Here is a 16306-nt window from a genome sequence, read left to right on the forward strand (position 1 = left end):
CGCACGACCCCTGACGGGACCCCACCCCGTCGACATGTGCCTTGCGTCACTCTATGCGGACACCTTTACCGACATAGTGATTACAAGATTGTCATCCCCCCGACAAAACTTCCCCGTAGGGGATGTTCTGTCCTACTCCCCGAGCCTGCTCGTGGACACGATCATGGGCACCTGACCTGCGACGCGAGCCCATGCGCCGGCCTTGAACAGTGTGCTCTTGGAGTCCGAGGCCTGCCAGTCGATCGCCATCTTGATGTTGCCGGGCCACACACCGAGCAGGAACAGCGATGCCGGCTTCGCCGAGGCCGCCCGGGTGGACGGGTTGGCGATCGCCGCGGCGAGGGCGAGCTCGATGACCCCGCTCCCCCACGTCCAGTACTTCTGCTCCCCGGGGAGTTCCTCCGGGACGATGGAGTCGAAGAAGCGTCGCTGCGCGAAGTGCAGCACCCCGGCTCCGCCGAAGACGGTGGCCCAGACTGCTGCCCTGGCATTCGCGAGGTTCTTGTTTCGTGTGGTCATGGCCCTCACGCTACGCCGACGCCGACCCCCTGTCAGCGCTTTCGTGGGCAAGGACACCCCGGTGAGGTAAATGCCGCTTATGTGGCTCGCGCGCCCGTTACCGGATCGCGGTGCGGCCCTCGAAGGCCCGCGACAGCGTCAGCTCGTCGACGAACTCGAGGTCGCCGCCCATCGGGATTCCCGAGGCCAGGCGGGACACGGTCAGCCCGGGGAACTCCTTGAGCAGTCGCCCGAGGTAGGCGGCCGTGGCCTCGCCCTCGGTGTTCGGGTCGGTGGCGATGATGACCTCGGAGATGTCCGGGGCGTCCGCCACCGTGCCGTCGGCGGCTACGACGTCGTCCACCCGACCGCCGATACGCTGCACCAGCGCGGTGACATTGAGCTCCTTCGGGCCGACGCCGTTGAGCGGGTCCAGGGCGCCGCCGAGGACGTGGTAGCGCCCGTCGTACTCACCGGTGCGCTCGATGACCTGGATGTCCTTCGACTCCTCGACGACACACACGATGGTGGCGTCGCGGGTGGAGTCCGCGCAGATCCGGCAGACCTCCTCGGAGGACACGTTGTGGCAGATCCGGCAGTAACGCACGCCGTTCTGCAGGCGCGACAGCGCGCCGCCGAGCCTGTCCAGCTCCTCCGGCTCTGCCTGGAGGAGATGGAAGGCGATGCGTTGGGCGCTCTTGGGCCCCACCCCGGGGAGGCGGGAGAACTCGTCGATCACGTCCTGGAGGGGACCTTCGAACACGGTGGACTCGTCCTAGAAGCCGAGGCCGTCGAGGCCCTGGGACAGCGGCCCCATCTTCTCGTTGGAGAGGTTCTTGAGGTTCTCCCCGGCGTCCTGGTAGGCGCCGATGACGAGGTCCTGGAGGGTCTCGACGTCCTCCGGGTCCACCACGGACGGGTCGATGGAGAGGCTCTCGACCTCTCCGGAGCCGCGCAGGGCGACCTTGACCAGGCCGTTGCCGGCGGTGCCCTCGACGGTGGAGGCCATGATCTCGGCCTGCGCCTCCTGGAGCTGCTGCTGCATCTGCTGGGCCTGGGCCATGATCTGGTTCATGTCGGGCTGGCTCACGGTGTGTTCCCTTCGCTGTAGGTTCAGGTCGATCGTTCTGGTCTTCTACCCCGTCGGAGTTTACCTGCTGACGGCGTCCGCAACTGATTCAGGGAAGACGGTGCCCGGCGGCGCGCAGCAACCGGTACCACTCGCGGCGGGAGAGTTCGACGTCCGCACCGCCGGACGCCTCGGCGAAACGGGACGGATCGGTGGAGCCGAGGACGACCTGCATGCGTGCGGGGTGGCGCAGGATCCAGGCGGTCGCCACCGCCGCGGGGGCGACGCCGTGGGCGTCGCCGACCTCCCCGAGCACGGCGTTGAGTTCGGCGTAGCCGGGGTCGCCGAGGAACACCCCGCGTTCCGTCCCCTTCTGGAACGGCGACCACGCCTGCACCGTGATGCCGTTGAGGCGGCAGTAGTCGAGGACGCCACCGCCGTCGACGTCCACCGCACCGGGTTCACCGACGATGTTCGCCGTGAGTCCCTGGGTGATGACCGGCGCGTGGGTGATCGACAACTGCAGCTGGTTGACGACCAGCGTCTGCCGGACCGCGGTCCTGAGCAGGTCGATCTGCCGGGGCGTGTGGTTGGAGACCCCGAAGGCCCGCACCTTGCCCGTGGCCTCGAGTTCGTCGAATGCCCGGGCCACCTCGTCGGGCTCCACGAGCGCGTCGGGACGGTGCAGCAGCAGGACGTCGAGACGGTCGGTGCGCAGCGCCGTCAGCGACTCCTCGACCGTGGCGATGATGTGCTCATAGGACGAGTCGTAGTACGGACCGTCGGTGACGATGCCGACCTTGGACTGCAGGACGATCTCGTCGCGTGCGGACGCACTGAGGTTCAGCGCACCGGCGAACCTGCTCTCGCAGCGGTGGTAACCGCCGCCGGGCGCGCCGACGCCGTAGAGGTCGGCGTGGTCGAAGTACGTGACGCCGCGTCCGCGGGCCGTGTCGTAGAGCGCGCGGATCTCGGCGTCGGTCTTCTCGGCGATCCGCATCATCCCGGCGATGACTGACGGGGCTGTACTCATCATTCTCCTTACCGCGTGCGCTCCGCCCCGAGGTGCTTCTCCAACAGCTCGCCGGCGATCTCGATGGCATTGCGGTGGTCGATGTTGGCCGAAGACAGGTCGTTGAGCTGCGCCATGGCCTCCTCGGCCTCCGCCCGGTCGACACCCTGCTGCCCCTCCGGATCCGGGGGTACCGCACCGGGGCCGTCGTCCCAGGGCTCGGACGGTTCGTCCGGCAGCGGGACACCGTTGAATCCGCCGTTGTCGGCGGGACCTGCTCCCGGGCCGCCGAACCCGCCAGGACCACCGGTGTTGCGACGTGCGTCGATCTTCGCGCGACGGGCACGCCAGCCGGAGAGTTCCTCGGCGGGACGTTCGTTCCTGGCGGTGGGCGACGGGGCGGTGTTCTGGAAGGAGCTCTGGGGCTGGGGTTGAGCCGGTTGGCGGGGTTGCTCAGGCTGCGCCGGAGCCACCGACTCGGCCTGTCGGGCCCGCTGCAGTGCCATGTCGACGGGGTCCGCCGGTCGGGTGGGCTCGGGCGCAGGGGCCGGCTCTGGTGCAGGTTCAGGCGCTGGCGCCTGCTCGTGCTCCGGCTCCGGCTCCGGCTCCGGCTCCGGCGATGGTGTGGGCTCCGGCTGCGGGTCAGCCGCAGCCTCAGCTTTTCCCGGCGACTCCTGGGGCACACCGGCACCGGCACCGACACCGACACCCGCAGTCACACGCACGGACTCGCCGGTGACTTTCTGAACCGCTTCCGCGTAGATGGCGGCATGGTCGGGAGCGTTGACGTAGTTCGCCAAGGCTCCGGTGTGGTGGTTGAGGTAGATCGTCGGTGCACCGTCCTCGCCGACGGCACCTTCCTGCGCCGTGGCATCGCGCGCGGCGATCCATGCGGCGAGGTTGGCGTCCTTCAGCGTTTCGAGGACCTCGCCCCACTTGTCGACGGGGTGGGCGCTCCGCGCTGGCTCGGGCGCCGGTTCTGGCGCGGGTTCAGGTGCCTGCTCGGGCTCGGGCGTGGGCTCAGGCTCAGGTGCAGGCGTGGGTTCCTGCGTGGGCTCAGGCTCAGGTGCAGGCTCGGGAGCCGGTTCAGGTTCCGGTGTGGGCTCCGGAACCGGCTCCGGGATGGGTTCGGGTTCTGGTGTCTGCTCCGCGGCCGGTTGCCGGCGACGTCGCATGATCTCGCGGGCACGCTCGGCCTCGGCCCTGCGGTCGTCCTCGGGAGAGGTCTCCGGCGCCGTAGCCGGAGCGGGAGCAGGTGTCGGCGTTGCGTCCGGCGTCTGTTGCGCCGCGGGCTGGGCAGGCATCGGCGCAGACTGGACCGATTCTTCCTGCGTAGTCGACGGAGCCGGCTGCGTCTGCTGCGCCTGCTGAGCAGCCTCCGCCTCCCTCTTCGACTTGCGCACGTAGGGACGTCCGGATCCCGCTGGCGCGGCATTCCCGGTACCGGCGCCCACTCCGCCCGTGCCGCCGCCTGCCTCGAGGGCCTCGACACGCTGCGCGAGCGCCTCGACCGTCATACCCGCGGCGGGCAGGGCCATACGGGCGCAGAGGATCTCCAGCAGCAGTCGGGGCGCTGTGGCGCCACGCATCTGCGCCAGGCCCTCGTTCACCAGGGAGGCGCACCGCGTCAGCGTCGCCTGCCCGAGGGTGTTCGCCTGCGCGGTCAGCACCTCACGCTGGTCGGTGGGGGCGTCCACCAGGCCGGTGTCGAAGGCTTCGGGCACTGCCTGCACGACCAGCAGGTCCCGGAACCGGTCCAGCAGGTCCATCGCGAACCGGCGCGGGTCGTGGCCGGCGTCGATCACGTCGCTGACGCAGCCGAACAGCCCCGCCTGGTCCTGATCTGCCAGCGCGTCCACCGCCCGGTCAATGAGCGAGGTGTCAGTGAACCCGAGCAGGGCCACCGCACGGTTGTAGGTCACGCCCTCCTCACCGGCACCGGCGAGCAGCTGGTCCATGATGCTCAGCGAGTCACGCGGGGAGCCCCCTCCCGCACGGATGACCAGCGGGTAGACCGAGTCCTCGACAACCGCCCCCTCGTCCTCGCACACGCGGCCCAGCAAGCCACGCATCGCCGGCGGGGTCAGCAGCCGGAACGGGTAGTTGTGCGTCCGCGACCGGATGGTCTGTAGCAGTTTCTCCGGCTCCGTGGTGGCGAAGATGAAGATGAGGTGCTCCGGGGGCTCCTCCACGATCTTCAGCAGCGCGTTGAAACCCGCCGAGGAGATCATGTGCGCCTCGTCGATGATGAACACCCGGTAGCGAGAGTCCGCCGGGGCGTAGAACGCCCGGTCGCGCAGCTCGCGCATGTCCTCGACACCGTTGTGCGTCGCCGCGTCCAGCTCGGTGACGTCCAACGTCCCCGGCCCGCCGGGCGCCAGGGCACGGCAGGACGCACACTCGCCGCAGGGCGAGGACGTGGGCCCCTGCTCGCAGTTCAGCGAGCGGGCGAGGATCCTCGCCGACGAGGTCTTGCCGCAGCCCCGCGGACCGGAGAACAAGTAGGCGTGGTTGATCCGCCCGCTGTCCAGTGCCGTCGACAACGGTTCGGTCACATGTTCCTGCCCCACGACCTCGGCAAACGACGCCGGCCGGTACTTCCTGTAAAGAGCCACGGACCCAGCCTACAAGGCGCGACGGACATGGTCTGCCCCACCGTCGAGACCGGGGGAAGGCATCGTCCGGCACATCCCGGAAAGAGCCCGCCTCTCGAGTGCGCACACCACGGAATAGGGCCATTATTCGAACATACTGTTGACCATGTCCGTGGCCTGTAGTACACTTCCGTCAAGGACGGCCAACCACAGGGGGGACACGGGCACCATGACCACCGACAACACCACTCCCGTCATGAGCATGGACGACATCCAACGCCACCTCAACCACGGTGAGATGCTGCTCATCGCCAAACTGCGCGACATCGCCGCCACCGAGCGCCTCTCCACCGCACTGGCACTTCGTGGACGCTCCCGCGGCGACGCAATGTGTTTCGCTCACGCAGGCGAACTCGCCGCTCGAAACCTCGAACTGTTCTGCGCGGTGATCACCACCGGCATCCTCGCCGCCGACCACCTCGCACTGATCCGCCGACTGATCCACGCCCAACTTTCCACCGTGCCCAAGGCACACCACGACGAGATCACCGGGCATCTCGACGCGGCGGTGAACGCGCACGTCACCCCTTGGCTCCGCGAAACCACCCGCCTGGTCACCTTGCGCGAGATCGAGGACCGGGTCACCGCGGCGATCCTCGACGCCGCACCGGAACTCGCCAACGACACCGCCCTGGCCCAGGAGGACACCGCCACACTGAAGCGCCGGGGCAACAAAATGGTCTTCACCTCCGGCAACAGCGTCACCCTGGCCGCCATCGACGACAAACTCGACAAGCAGGCCCTCGTCCTGCTCGCCGATGCCCGACGCCGCCAGGAAGCGCTGCCCGAGGACGAACGCACCGAGTTGCCGACTCGCTCGGAACTCAAGGCCCAGGTACTGCTCGAACAGCTCGGCGACAACCCTACGAGCATGACCATCCGCGTGAACCTCTACCGCGCCACCCTCGACGGTATCCACGGCACCGGTGCCGGCTACGTCACCGGGGTGGGGTGGATCAACCCGGCCACCGCAGACCGCCTGGAGCACGAGTCCTCCTACGTACGGGTGCTGCACACCGACCCCGACAAGTATCCGGAGACGGACGCCTACGCGTTCACCACCGCGCAGAAGGCCTACCTCGACGGCCGCGACGGGACCTGCAGGTTCCCGAACTGCGACGTGACTGCCACGCTGTGCGACAACGACCATATCGTCAACTCCCCGCACACCGACCCCACCAGCGACGGCGCCACTCATCCGAGCAACGGACAGAAGCTGTGCCGACCGCACCACCGGCTGAAGACCGAGGGGGTGTGGTCCTGCTCCACCGCAGACGACGGGTTCACCATCGACTGGGAAGGCCCCAACGGCAGGCGCTACGCCACGTACGCCACCGGCCCCCTGGCCGAGGCCTACGACCCGTACGCCGACTACCCGGACTATCCCGACGAACCGCTTGAACCTGCAGAACCAACCGAACCGGACGGCCCCGCCACCACCGAGGATCCGCCGGACTAGAAGCCGGCCGCAGCTACGCCGAAAGCCCCCGCACCTTCACAGGTGCAGGGGCCGGATGTGCGGCCAGGACCAGAATTGCCCCGGAGGCTCAGCGCCACACGTCGTTGAGATTCGCCTGCGACGTCGCCAGCATCTGCTGCACCGCACCAGGACCACCGTCCACCGCCACGCGGTACTCGTCCTCGGTGAGCATCACCAACTGAGCGAACACCGTCATCCGTCCCGGATGCGTGTACTCGTGCTGCGACCCGCCACCGTGACGACCACCGAAGTTCACCTCGTGGACGTTCGGCACCCCGTCCTCCCACAGGAACGGCGGGACGAGCAGACCGTGCTGCGCGGTGATCGTGTCGTCCACGTGCCACCCCAGCTTCGGCAGGAGCAGCCCCGGCTGCGGCGACAGCTGGATCGGGTCACGGGAGATCATCGTCGCCGCGGCCATCACCAGGTCCGCCGCCGCACGGCCGTGACCCGTGGTCACGGTGATGAACTCGACCCGCAGGTCCGAACCGTCCTCCGTGACCAGCAACGGTTCGATGCGCGCAGCGTCCAGCGTCGCCGCAACGGTCTCCGCGTCAGCCGCCTCATCCTCCCCACCCAGGTGGATCTCGGCGACCGTGAACTCCGGGAAGCTCTGGCTCACCCGGCGCCGCGACGTCGTGACCTCACCCGGCAGCAGGTCACCGACCCAGTACGTCGTCTCCTCGAGATTCACAGGCTACTCTCCGGCGGCCGCGGCTTCCGCGGCCTCGATCGCGGCGAGCAGGATGCAGGTCGCCACGCCGTCCATCGCGACCTCGACCTCCTCCAGCGGAGGCATCGACGGGGCGAGCCGCAGATTCCGGTTGTCCGGGTCCTTCTTGTACGGGAACGTCGCACCCGCACCCGTCAGCGCGATGCCGGCGTCCTTCGCAAGCTCGGCGACGCGCGAAGCGGTGCCGTCGACCACGTCGACGGAGATGAAGTAGCCGCCGTCCGGGTTCGTCCACTCGGCGATCCCCAGGTCACCGAGGCGGCGCTGCAGGATGTCGGTCACCGCCGTGAACTTCGGCGCCATGATCCCGGCGTGCTTGCGCATCACCACGCGCACGCCCTCCGCGTCGCCGAAGTAGCGGGCATGGGCCAGCTGGTTGACCTTGTTCGGGCCGATGCCACGCGCCGAGGCGAAGCTGCGGTACCAGTCCAGGTTCGCCGCCGAGGAGTTGAAGAACGCCACACCGGCACCGGCGAAGGTGATCTTCGAGGTCGAGGACATCGCCCAGAAACGGTTCGGGTTGCCCTGCTCCGCGGCCAGCGCGACGATGTCGATGACCTCGGGGAACTCCTCGGTGAGGGTGTGCACCGCGTAGGCGTTGTCCCACACCACACGGAAGTCCGGGGCGGCGGTCTCCATCGACGCCAGACCCTCGGCCACCTCGCGGGAGACCGACCAGCCGGTCGGGTTGGAGAACACCGGCACCGTCCACATGCCCTTGACCGCGGGGTCCTTGACCAGTTCACGCACCGCGTCGAGGTCCGGGCCCTGCTCGGTCATCGGCACGGTGATCATCTCGTAGCCGAAGGTCTCGGCGATGGTGTGGTGGCGGTCGTAGCCGGGCACCGGGCAGATCCACTTCACGGTCTCCTCGGCCGACCAGGGGCGCTGCGAGTCGTTGTTGCCGAAGGTGTGCGACCACGACACCAGGTCGAACATGATGTTCAGGCTGGACGAGTCGCCGGCGATCAGCAGCGACGGGTCCACGCCGAGGAGCTCGGCCCACAGCGTCCTGATCTCCTTGAGGCCGTCGCCGCCACCGTAGTTGCGGGTGTCCACGCCGTCCTCGGAGGTGTAGTTCACGCCCGGGAGGCTGAGCAGGTCCATGCCGAGGTCGAGCTGCTCGGCGGAAGGCTTTCCACGCGTGAGGTCGAGCGTCAGGTTGCGCTCCTTGAGCTCGCGGTAGGCCTTGTCGGCCTCGCCCCTCAGGGACCTCAGGTTCTCGATCACGTCGGTGTTCTCGGCGTTCGCGGTGTTCGCGTGGGTGAGCTTCATAGTCCCGCAGGACCTCCTCGACTTCAACGGGTGGGTTCGGTCCGAGTGTAGTTGGCGGCGACGGGAACCGACAGGGTGCGCCCCACCCGTCAGCACCACCGGTTCCGCGCTGAACCCGTCCTCCAGGACGTCCGCCCCCGGGCAGGACGCCCCCACCGCCCTACGGTGTCACCACCGCGAAAAAGTAAGAGGACACCGCGCACCCGCCAGAGCTCGTTGACCCTTGCTGCATTCCTGCCCTGGGGGAGTTCACAAGATGCACGCCGCGCGGCGTCCGGTCCTCATAGTAGCAAGCCGGGCCCCGCGGAGCCAAGACCGGTCGCCCGGCAGCGCCGCCACATGCCGGCGTCACCCCGTTTTCGCCCTCCCACCTGGGAATTCACCCGCGTTTTGCATCTGCGACACCGTCGTGTGTATATTTCTCGGCGGAGGATTCGACTAGCGGCCTATGTCACACGCCTGGAACGCGTGCGGGAGTCACATCCCTCAGGGGTTCAAATCCCCTATCCTCCGCCAACACGAAACCCCCGGTCCTCGGACCGGGGGTTTCGTCGTGCGCTCACCACCGCTCACCACCGCTCACCCCGCGATCAGGTCGTACCCCAGCTTCGCGGACATCACGACGACAACCACCAGGATCACCACGCGCACGAACCCGGTCCCCCTGCCGAGCACCATCCGGGCACCGATCTGCGCGCCGACCACGTTCGTCACCGCCAGCCCCAGGCCCAGCAGCCACAGCACCTCGCCCTGCAGCGCGAAGGTGACCAGCGCGCCGAGGTTGGTGAACACGTTGATCACCTTCGCCCACGCGGCACTGGTGATGAAGTCCCCGCCCAACAGGGAGGTGAAGCCCAGGATCAGGAACAGCCCGGTGCCGGGGCCGAACGTGCCGTCGTACACGCTGATCGCGGCGACCAGGGCGGTCAGGCTGAGCCAGGTGCGCACCCCGGGGCCTGTCCCGGCGAGCCCGCCGGTCCCCGACCCCTGCCCGAACGAGGGCCGCACGGCGATGAACACCCCCACGGCGACGAGCAGCACGATGATCACCGGGCGCATGACCTGCTTGTCCACCGAGGAGGCGATCATCGCCCCACCCGCCGAACCGAGCAACGCCACCGGCGCGAAACGCAGGGCCTTACGCGCCGAGGGCACCTTGCGCGCCAGCACCGCCGCCGAGCTGGCGGTCCCGAAGATCGCGGCGACCTTGTTCACGCCCAACGCCTGGGCGTTGGACATCCCCGGGTTCAGGATCATCACCAGCGGGATGAGGATCAGTCCCCCACCACCGACCACGGCGTCCACCCACCCGGCCGCCAACGACCCGACGAGCAGCACCCCGATCACCGTCACAGACACCGCGCACCTCCTCCGTCTCCTACCAACCGGTATGAGCGTACCGGCACCGCGCCTACACTGGCCCCGGAAAACGTTGAACCCGGAAAACGTAGAACCCGAGAGCATCCCAGGAGCCCCACCGATGACCACCCGCATCGCCGTGATCGGCGAGTCCCTCGTCGACGTCGTCCAGGAGGGCCCGACGCAGGAACGCCACGGCTACGTCGGCGGGTCGCCGCTCAACGTCGCGGTCGGCCTCGCCCGCCTCGGGCTCCCCGCCACGCTGCATACCCGCATCGGACGCGACGGCTACGGAGAGATGGTCGCCGGACGACTGGCGGACGAGGGCGTCGCCGTGCCGGACGGCGCGCTCGTCGACGACCGGACGTCCACCGCCACGGTCACCCTCGCCGACGACGGTGGCGCGAGCTACGACTTCGACCTCGTCTGGGACCTCCCCGTGCCGGACGTCTCGGACACCTCCGGGGTCACGGTGGTGCACACCGGCTCGATCGGTGCCGTCCTCGAGCCGGGCGGGACGGTGGCCCGCACGGCCGTGGCCACCGCCGGCCCCGGCGTCCTGCGCACCTACGACCCCAACGTGCGCTCCGACATCATGGGCGACGCGGGCACCGCGCGCCGCGTGATCCGCGACCTCGCGGCGTCCTGCCACGTGGTGAAGTTCAGTGACGAGGACGCCGCCTGGCTCGGCGACGGCCGCACCGCGGACGAGGTGCTGGCGGACGTCGCGGCGTCCGGCACGCGGGTGACGGTGATGACCCGCGGCGCGGACGGCTGCACCGCCGTCGTCGACGGCGTCACCCACGAGGTGCCCGGGCGGAAGGTGGAGGTCGCCGACACCATCGGCGCCGGCGACGCCTTCATGTCCGGCCTCCTGTTCGCCCTGGTCAGCGACGGCAGCGACCGGCTGCTCGTCGCCGGTGAGCCCCTTGGCACCGACCGGGTGGCCCGCGCACTGGACACCGCGGTGGCCAGCGCCGCGGTGGCGGTGTCGCGTGCCGGGGCGCAACCGCCGCACCGCGATGAACTGGTGTGAGCGACCACCTCCGGACGTGCACCTCTAGACTCGGCCACCATGCACTCACTTCGGGACGCCCTGACCACCGACGCCGACCGGGCCGTCTTCGACGACCTCGTCGCCGGACGCCCCACCGTGTGGCGTCCCCACCGTGGTGGGACGGCGCCTGACCACAGCGCACTCAGCGCGCTTGCCCCGCTGGTCGACGCCGCGGAGGACCGCTTCCGCTGGTTCGCCCCGCTCTTCGAGGAGCTCTTCCCCGACACCCGCGGCCGCGGCGGCATCATCGAGTCGGAGCTGACGAAGGTCACCGCGCTCAGCGAGGCATTGGGCACCGGGTTCGACGCACCCGTGCCGGCGAACCTGTGGGTCAAGCGGGACGACTCGCTGGCGGTCAGTGGCTCGGTGAAGTCCCGCGGCGGCATCCACGAGGTCCTCCAGACCGCGGTGGAGACCGCCGACGAGCTGGGCATCGACCTTGCCGACGGGCCACTGACCTTCCTCTCCGAGACCACCCGGGAACGCATGGCCACCCGGCGGATCGTCGTCGGCTCCACCGGCAACCTGGGCATGTCCATCGGGCTGATGGGCGCGGTGCTCGGCTTCTCCGTGACGGTACACATGTCCCACGACGCCAAACAGTGGAAGAAGGAGCGCCTGCGCGCCTCCGGGGTCGAGGTCGTGGAGCACGAAACCGACTTCACCGAGGCCGTGCACGCCGGACGTCTCGCCGCCGAGGCCGACCCGCACGCCCACTTCATCGACGACGAGAACTCCCGCAGCCTCTTCGCCGGCTACGCCGTCGCAGGACGCCGCCTCGCCGGCCAGCTCGCGGCGTCCTCCGTCGTCGTCGACGCCGGGCACCCGCTGACCGTGTACCTGCCGTGCGGTATCGGCGGGGCACCCGGCGGCATCACCTACGGGCTGTGGGAGACCTTCGGTGACGCCGTACACTGCGTGTTCGTCGAACCCGTGGCGATGCCCGCCTTCCTGCTGGGCCGGCTCACCGGGCGCGACGACGCCGTCGCCGTCACCGACATCGGACGCGGCGAGGCGACACTCGCCGACGGCCTGGCGGTCGGGCGTCCCTCCGGATTCGTCGGCGCGACCGTCGGCCACCTCGTCGCCGGGTACGCCACCGTCACCGACGACGACCTGATGCGCGTCCTACGCCTGGCGCACGACGTCGCCGGCATGAAGCTTGAGCCGTCCGCCTGTGCGGGGCTGCGCGCAGCAGGATGTCTCGGGAACGGTGACGGGGACGGCGGCACGCACATCGCGTGGCTGACCGGCGGTTCCCTGATGCCCGACGAGGAGTTCGCCGCGCTGCTCGACAGTTCCGCGGCGTTCTAGTCGACAGTTCGGCGGGATTCTCCGGGACGCGACTACTCCGGCGGGTACGCGGCGTCGAGTTCCGCCAGCCAGGCGCGGGCGTTGCCGTCGGACGGGGCCCGCCAGTCGCCCCGCGGCGACAGCGAACCCGCCGGCGACACCTTCGGCCCGTTCGGCACCGCGGTGCGCTTGAACTGCGCGAAGCCGAAGAAACGCTGCAGGAACGTGCGCTCCCACCGCACGATCGTGGCCAGGTCGTAGGTGTAGCGGTCCTGCGGGGGGAACCCCGCGGGCCATTCGCCGGCGTCGGCGTCGCGCCATGCGTGCCACGCCAGGAAGGCGATCGTGGACGGCCGCGTCCCGCGCAGCACGTGCCACAACGTGAAGTCGTGCAGCGCGTACGGCCCGATCGTGTCCTCGGTCGACTGCACCTGCCCGTCCGCCCCGGCGGGCACGAGCTCCGGGCTGATCTCGGTGTCCAGCACCGAGCGCAGCACCACCGCGGCGTCCTCCCCGACCACGGTCCCGTCGGCGATGACCCAGCGGATCAGGTGCTGGATCAGCGTCTTCGGCACACCGGAGTTCACCGCGTAGTGGCTCATCTGGTCGCCGACACCGTAGGTGCACCAGCCCAGGGCGAACTCGGAGAGGTCACCGGTGCCCACCACCACCCCGCCGAGGTGGTTGGCCAGGCGGAACAGGTAGTCGGTGCGCAGGCCCGCCTGCACGTTCTCGAAGGTGACGTCGTACACCGGCTCGCCGTCGCCGGCGGGATGCCCCATCTGCCGCAGCATCTCGGTGGCCGCCGGCCGGATGTCCAGGGTCTCGATCGTCGCCCCCATCGCCTCGGCGAGCTTCACCGCATTCGACTTCGTGTGGTCGCTCGTGGCGAAGCCAGGCATCGTGTAGGCCAGGATGTCGGAGCGCGGACGCCCGGTACGGTCCATCGCCCGGGCCACGACCAGCAGCGCGTGGGTGGAGTCCAGCCCGCCGGACACCCCGATCACCGGCCGCGGGTTCCCGATGGCCTGCAGCCGCTGGACCAGGCCGGACACCTGGATGTTGAAGGTCTCGTAGCAGTCCTGCGCCAGACGAGCCGGGTCGCCGGGCACGAACGGGAAGCGCGCCACGTCGCGGTACAGTCCCACGTCACCGCGCGGGGCGCCGAGGGTGAAGGAGACGGTGCGGAACGCCGCGTCCCGCGTGCCCACGGCGTCCTGCACGCTCCGGCGGTTGTCGTCGAAGGTGCCCTGGCGCAGGCGCGCGGCGCGTAGCCCGGCGACGTCCACGTCGGCGACGCTGACGCGCGGGCCGTCGGGGAAACGCTCCGTCTCCTCGAGCAGCACGCCGCGCTCGTGGACCATCGTCAGACCGTCCCACGAGACGTCGTTGGTGGACTCGCCCTGACCGGCGGCGGCGTACACGTACACCGCCAGGTTGCGTGCCGACGCCGACTTCGCCAGCAGGTGACGGTCGTCGGCGCGCTGCACCGTGATCGGGCTGCCCGACAGGTTCAGCAGCACCGTCGCCCCCTGCAGCGCCGCCAGCGACGACGGCGGCACCGGCACCCACATGTCCTCGCAGATCTCCGCGTGCAGCGTGAGCCCGGGCACGTCGGACGCCTCGAAGAGCAGGTCGGAGCCGAAGGGGACGTCCTGCCCGCCGATGCTGATGCTCGCCGCGCGCACGTCGTCGCCCGGCGCGTACCAGCGGCGCTCGTAGAACTCCCGGTACGTCGGCAGGTAGGACTTCGGGGTCACACCGAGGATGCGGCCACGGTGGACGACCACGGCGCAGTTGTACAGCCGGTTGCCGTGCACCAGCGGCGCGCCGACGACCAGCACGGGGAGGAGGTCGGCGGACGCGGCGACGATGTCGGCGAGCGCGTCGGTGACGGCGTCGAGGAGGACGTCCTGCATCACCAGGTCCTCGATGGCGTAGCCGGTGAGGCTGAGCTCGGGGAACACGGCGACGGCGACATCACGCCCGTGCAGGTCACGGGCGGTGTCGAGGATGGTGCGGGCGTTCGTGGCAGGGTCGGCGACGGCGACCGGGACGGTGGCGGCGGCGACGCGGGCGAACCCGTGCGCGTAGGCCCCTGCGGTGGGCTGCTGTTCAGGCATGCGTCCAGTGTGCCAGGCGGGTGCCGGCCCTTCTATCGGTGCACGGTGTTGACGATGTAGACGTTGCAGCCCGCCTCGGCGGTGACCTTGCGCGCCACGCTGCCCAGGATCCGCGCGAGCCCCTGGACGCGCTTGTTTCCCACCACGATCAGGTCGGCGTCCAGCGCCTCGGCCTTGCCGACGAGCACCTCCGCCGGGGAGCCCACCCCGGCGGACGCCACGACGGTGAGTTCCGGGTGCGCCGCGCGCAGTTCGGCGGCGACGGCGTCCGCGCTGCTGCGGGCGTTGGTCGCCAGACCGTCCGAGGTCGTGGAGGACGCCGCGGGGCTGCTGCCGTCGCTGCCGCCCTCGGTCTCGATACTGTAGGAGTCGTTCGCCGCGTAGGCGGTGACGACGTGCAGCTCCGCACCGAACCCCTCCGCCAGCTCGGCGGCCTTCCGTGCGGCCCGCAGCGCCGTCTCGCTCGAGTCCACGCCTGTGACCATTACCTTGACCATCTTGATCTCCCGTTCCTGCCGGTGTACTTCGCGTCGTGAACCATCATAGGCCGTGTGTGCGCGGGCCGGAGGGCGACCCAACGGCATGAGGTAATGCTAGGCTCACCCCCATGTACCTCGGCGTCCTCCCCGCAAGCCCGTGGCAGCTCCAGAACGCCTGGCCGGAGTCCCCGGAGTTCACCTCCCGCGCCATGGACCCCACGCTGTACGCCGGGCTCGCCCGTGACTGCGAGGCTGCCGGCATGGACTTCCTCTTCCTGCCCGACAAGCACGTCGCCAACGCCGCCCCGCCCGGGCGTGCCGACCCGTCGATGGTGGACAGCTGGTTCGAGCCGCTCACCCTGCTCAGCTACCTCGCCGCCGTCACCTCCCGCATCGGCCTGGTCCCCACCCTGTCCACCACCTGGTACGAGCCCTTCCCGCTGGCCCGCCAGATCCTCAGCCTCGACCACCTGTCCGGGGGACGCGCCGGCTGGAACGCGGTGTCCTCGCACCCGGGCCTGGAGCAGCCGAACTTCGCGCACCGCCCGGAGGACACGCGTGAGGGGATGAAGGCCCGCCACGCCGAGGCGGTGTCCCTCGTGAAACGGCTGTGGACGTCCTGGGACGCCGACGCGGTGGTCGCCGACGCCGACGCCCGGCGGTGGACGCGCCCCGGTACGGTGCGCCCCGTCGACCACCACGGCGAGTACTTCGACGTCGCCGGCCCGCTCACCCTGCACCGGTCAGTGCAGGACCACCCGCCGGTGGTGATGGCCGGGGCGTCCGACGGTTTCCTGCGCACCGCGGCGCGCGACGCCGACGTGGTGTTCACCGCACTCAGGGACGCCGACGACGCCCGCCGGGCCGTCGGAACCCTGCGCACCTTCGCCGGGGAGGAGGGACGTACCGGGCAGGACGCCCCGCGGCTCATGCCGGGCTACTTCGTCTCCGCCGCCGGGTTCCCCGAGTTCGGCTCCCCTGGCGAGCCGGGCCCGGCGGGACTGCACTTCCACACCCCCACCACCGGCGGGCGTGCGCCGTCCGGCCGGGACGTCGCCGGGCACCTGGTGCGCATCGTCGAGGAGACGGGCCTGGACGGGTTCATCCTGATGCCCCGGCTCATCCCCGAGGACCTCCGGTTCCTGTGCGACGAGGTCGTGCCGGAGCTCGTGTCCCTCGGCGCCCGACCGTCCCCGTCGGGGCTCCCCACGCACTCCACGTTGCGGGCGAACCTGGGGATGAACCTGGGGATGAACACGGGTGCGACCGGTTAG

General features: G+C 70.0%; 14 protein-coding genes, 1 tRNA gene and 1 other RNA gene. 5 read left to right on the plus strand and 11 right to left on the minus strand.

The window, feature by feature from the left end:
• Window positions 1–132: 132 nt before the first annotated feature.
• The 5 genes from ACT3S3_RS01215 to ACT3S3_RS01235 form a co-directional block, all read right to left on the minus strand.
• Window positions 133–519, minus strand: a complete 387-nt coding sequence (locus ACT3S3_RS01215; RefSeq protein WP_301441779.1) for a DoxX family protein — start codon at window positions 517–519, stop codon at window positions 133–135.
• 97 nt (window positions 520–616) lie between these two features.
• Entirely contained in the window at window positions 617–1261 is a 645-nt protein-coding gene (gene recR / locus ACT3S3_RS01220) for a recombination mediator RecR (protein ID WP_301441778.1), read from the minus strand.
• Between the two features lie 12 nt (window positions 1262–1273).
• The gene (locus ACT3S3_RS01225) at window positions 1274–1588 is read right to left on the minus strand and encodes a YbaB/EbfC family nucleoid-associated protein (RefSeq protein WP_301441777.1); all 315 of its coding nucleotides are present in this window, start codon (window positions 1586–1588) and stop codon (window positions 1274–1276) included.
• An 88-nt stretch (window positions 1589–1676) separates the two neighbouring features.
• Entirely contained in the window at window positions 1677–2600 is a 924-nt protein-coding gene (locus ACT3S3_RS01230; protein ID WP_301441776.1) for an aldo/keto reductase, read from the minus strand.
• Window positions 2601–2608: 8 nt separating this feature from the next.
• On the minus strand, window positions 2609–5194 hold the full coding sequence (locus ACT3S3_RS01235) for a DNA polymerase III subunit gamma and tau (RefSeq protein WP_444626022.1): 2586 nt from the start codon (window positions 5192–5194) through the stop codon (window positions 2609–2611).
• A 208-nt stretch (window positions 5195–5402) separates the two neighbouring features.
• On the opposite strand from ACT3S3_RS01235, the gene ACT3S3_RS01240 reads away from it, so the two are divergent.
• Window positions 5403–6692 (plus strand): HNH endonuclease signature motif containing protein, encoded by a 1290-nt coding sequence (locus tag ACT3S3_RS01240; RefSeq protein ID WP_301441774.1) that lies wholly within the window; start codon window positions 5403–5405, stop codon window positions 6690–6692.
• Between the two features lie 88 nt (window positions 6693–6780).
• Here the strand turns inward: ACT3S3_RS01240 and ACT3S3_RS01245 are convergent, their stop codons facing one another.
• The 3 genes from ACT3S3_RS01245 to ffs all read right to left on the minus strand — a co-directional run bounded on the left by ACT3S3_RS01245 (window position 6781) and on the right by ffs (window position 9001).
• Window positions 6781–7407, minus strand: coding sequence for a hypothetical protein (locus ACT3S3_RS01245; RefSeq protein ID WP_301441773.1), 627 nt, complete (start codon window positions 7405–7407; stop codon window positions 6781–6783).
• Window positions 7408–7410: 3 nt separating this feature from the next.
• Window positions 7411–8721: an aminotransferase class I/II-fold pyridoxal phosphate-dependent enzyme gene (locus ACT3S3_RS01250; RefSeq protein ID WP_301441772.1), complete on the minus strand. Its 1311-nt coding sequence runs from the start codon at window positions 8719–8721 to the stop codon at window positions 7411–7413.
• A gap of 183 nt (window positions 8722–8904) precedes the next feature.
• Window positions 8905–9001, minus strand: an RNA gene (ffs, locus tag ACT3S3_RS01255) — signal recognition particle sRNA small type.
• Window positions 9002–9148: 147 nt separating this feature from the next.
• Here ffs and ACT3S3_RS01260 point away from each other — a divergent pair.
• Window positions 9149–9237: transfer RNA gene (locus ACT3S3_RS01260), tRNA-Ser, on the plus strand.
• 63 nt (window positions 9238–9300) lie between these two features.
• Here ACT3S3_RS01260 and ACT3S3_RS01265 read toward each other — a convergent pair.
• Window positions 9301–10080, minus strand: coding sequence for a TSUP family transporter (locus tag ACT3S3_RS01265; protein ID WP_301441771.1), 780 nt, complete (start codon window positions 10078–10080; stop codon window positions 9301–9303).
• A 121-nt stretch (window positions 10081–10201) separates the two neighbouring features.
• On the opposite strand from ACT3S3_RS01265, the gene ACT3S3_RS01270 reads away from it, so the two are divergent.
• Both ACT3S3_RS01270 and ACT3S3_RS01275 read left to right on the plus strand, forming a co-directional pair.
• On the plus strand, window positions 10202–11116 hold the full coding sequence (locus ACT3S3_RS01270; protein ID WP_444626024.1) for a carbohydrate kinase family protein: 915 nt from the start codon (window positions 10202–10204) through the stop codon (window positions 11114–11116).
• 39 nt (window positions 11117–11155) lie between these two features.
• Window positions 11156–12451 (plus strand): D-serine ammonia-lyase, encoded by a 1296-nt coding sequence (locus ACT3S3_RS01275; protein WP_441579802.1) that lies wholly within the window; start codon window positions 11156–11158, stop codon window positions 12449–12451.
• 32 nt (window positions 12452–12483) lie between these two features.
• Here ACT3S3_RS01275 and ACT3S3_RS01280 read toward each other — a convergent pair whose 3' ends face one another.
• Window positions 12484–14553: an NAD(+) synthase gene (locus ACT3S3_RS01280; RefSeq protein WP_444626025.1), complete on the minus strand. Its 2070-nt coding sequence runs from the start codon at window positions 14551–14553 to the stop codon at window positions 12484–12486.
• Window positions 14554–14585: 32 nt separating this feature from the next.
• Window positions 14586–15026: a universal stress protein gene (locus tag ACT3S3_RS01285; protein WP_441579803.1), complete on the minus strand. Its 441-nt coding sequence runs from the start codon at window positions 15024–15026 to the stop codon at window positions 14586–14588.
• 134 nt (window positions 15027–15160) lie between these two features.
• Here ACT3S3_RS01285 and ACT3S3_RS01290 point away from each other — a divergent pair, with 134 nt between their 5' ends.
• Entirely contained in the window at window positions 15161–16306 is a 1146-nt protein-coding gene (locus ACT3S3_RS01290; RefSeq protein ID WP_441579804.1) for an LLM class flavin-dependent oxidoreductase, read from the plus strand.

The organism is Corynebacterium sp. AOP40-4SA-5 (assembly GCF_052377355.1).
Classification (GTDB): Bacteria; Actinomycetota; Actinomycetes; order Mycobacteriales; family Mycobacteriaceae; genus Corynebacterium.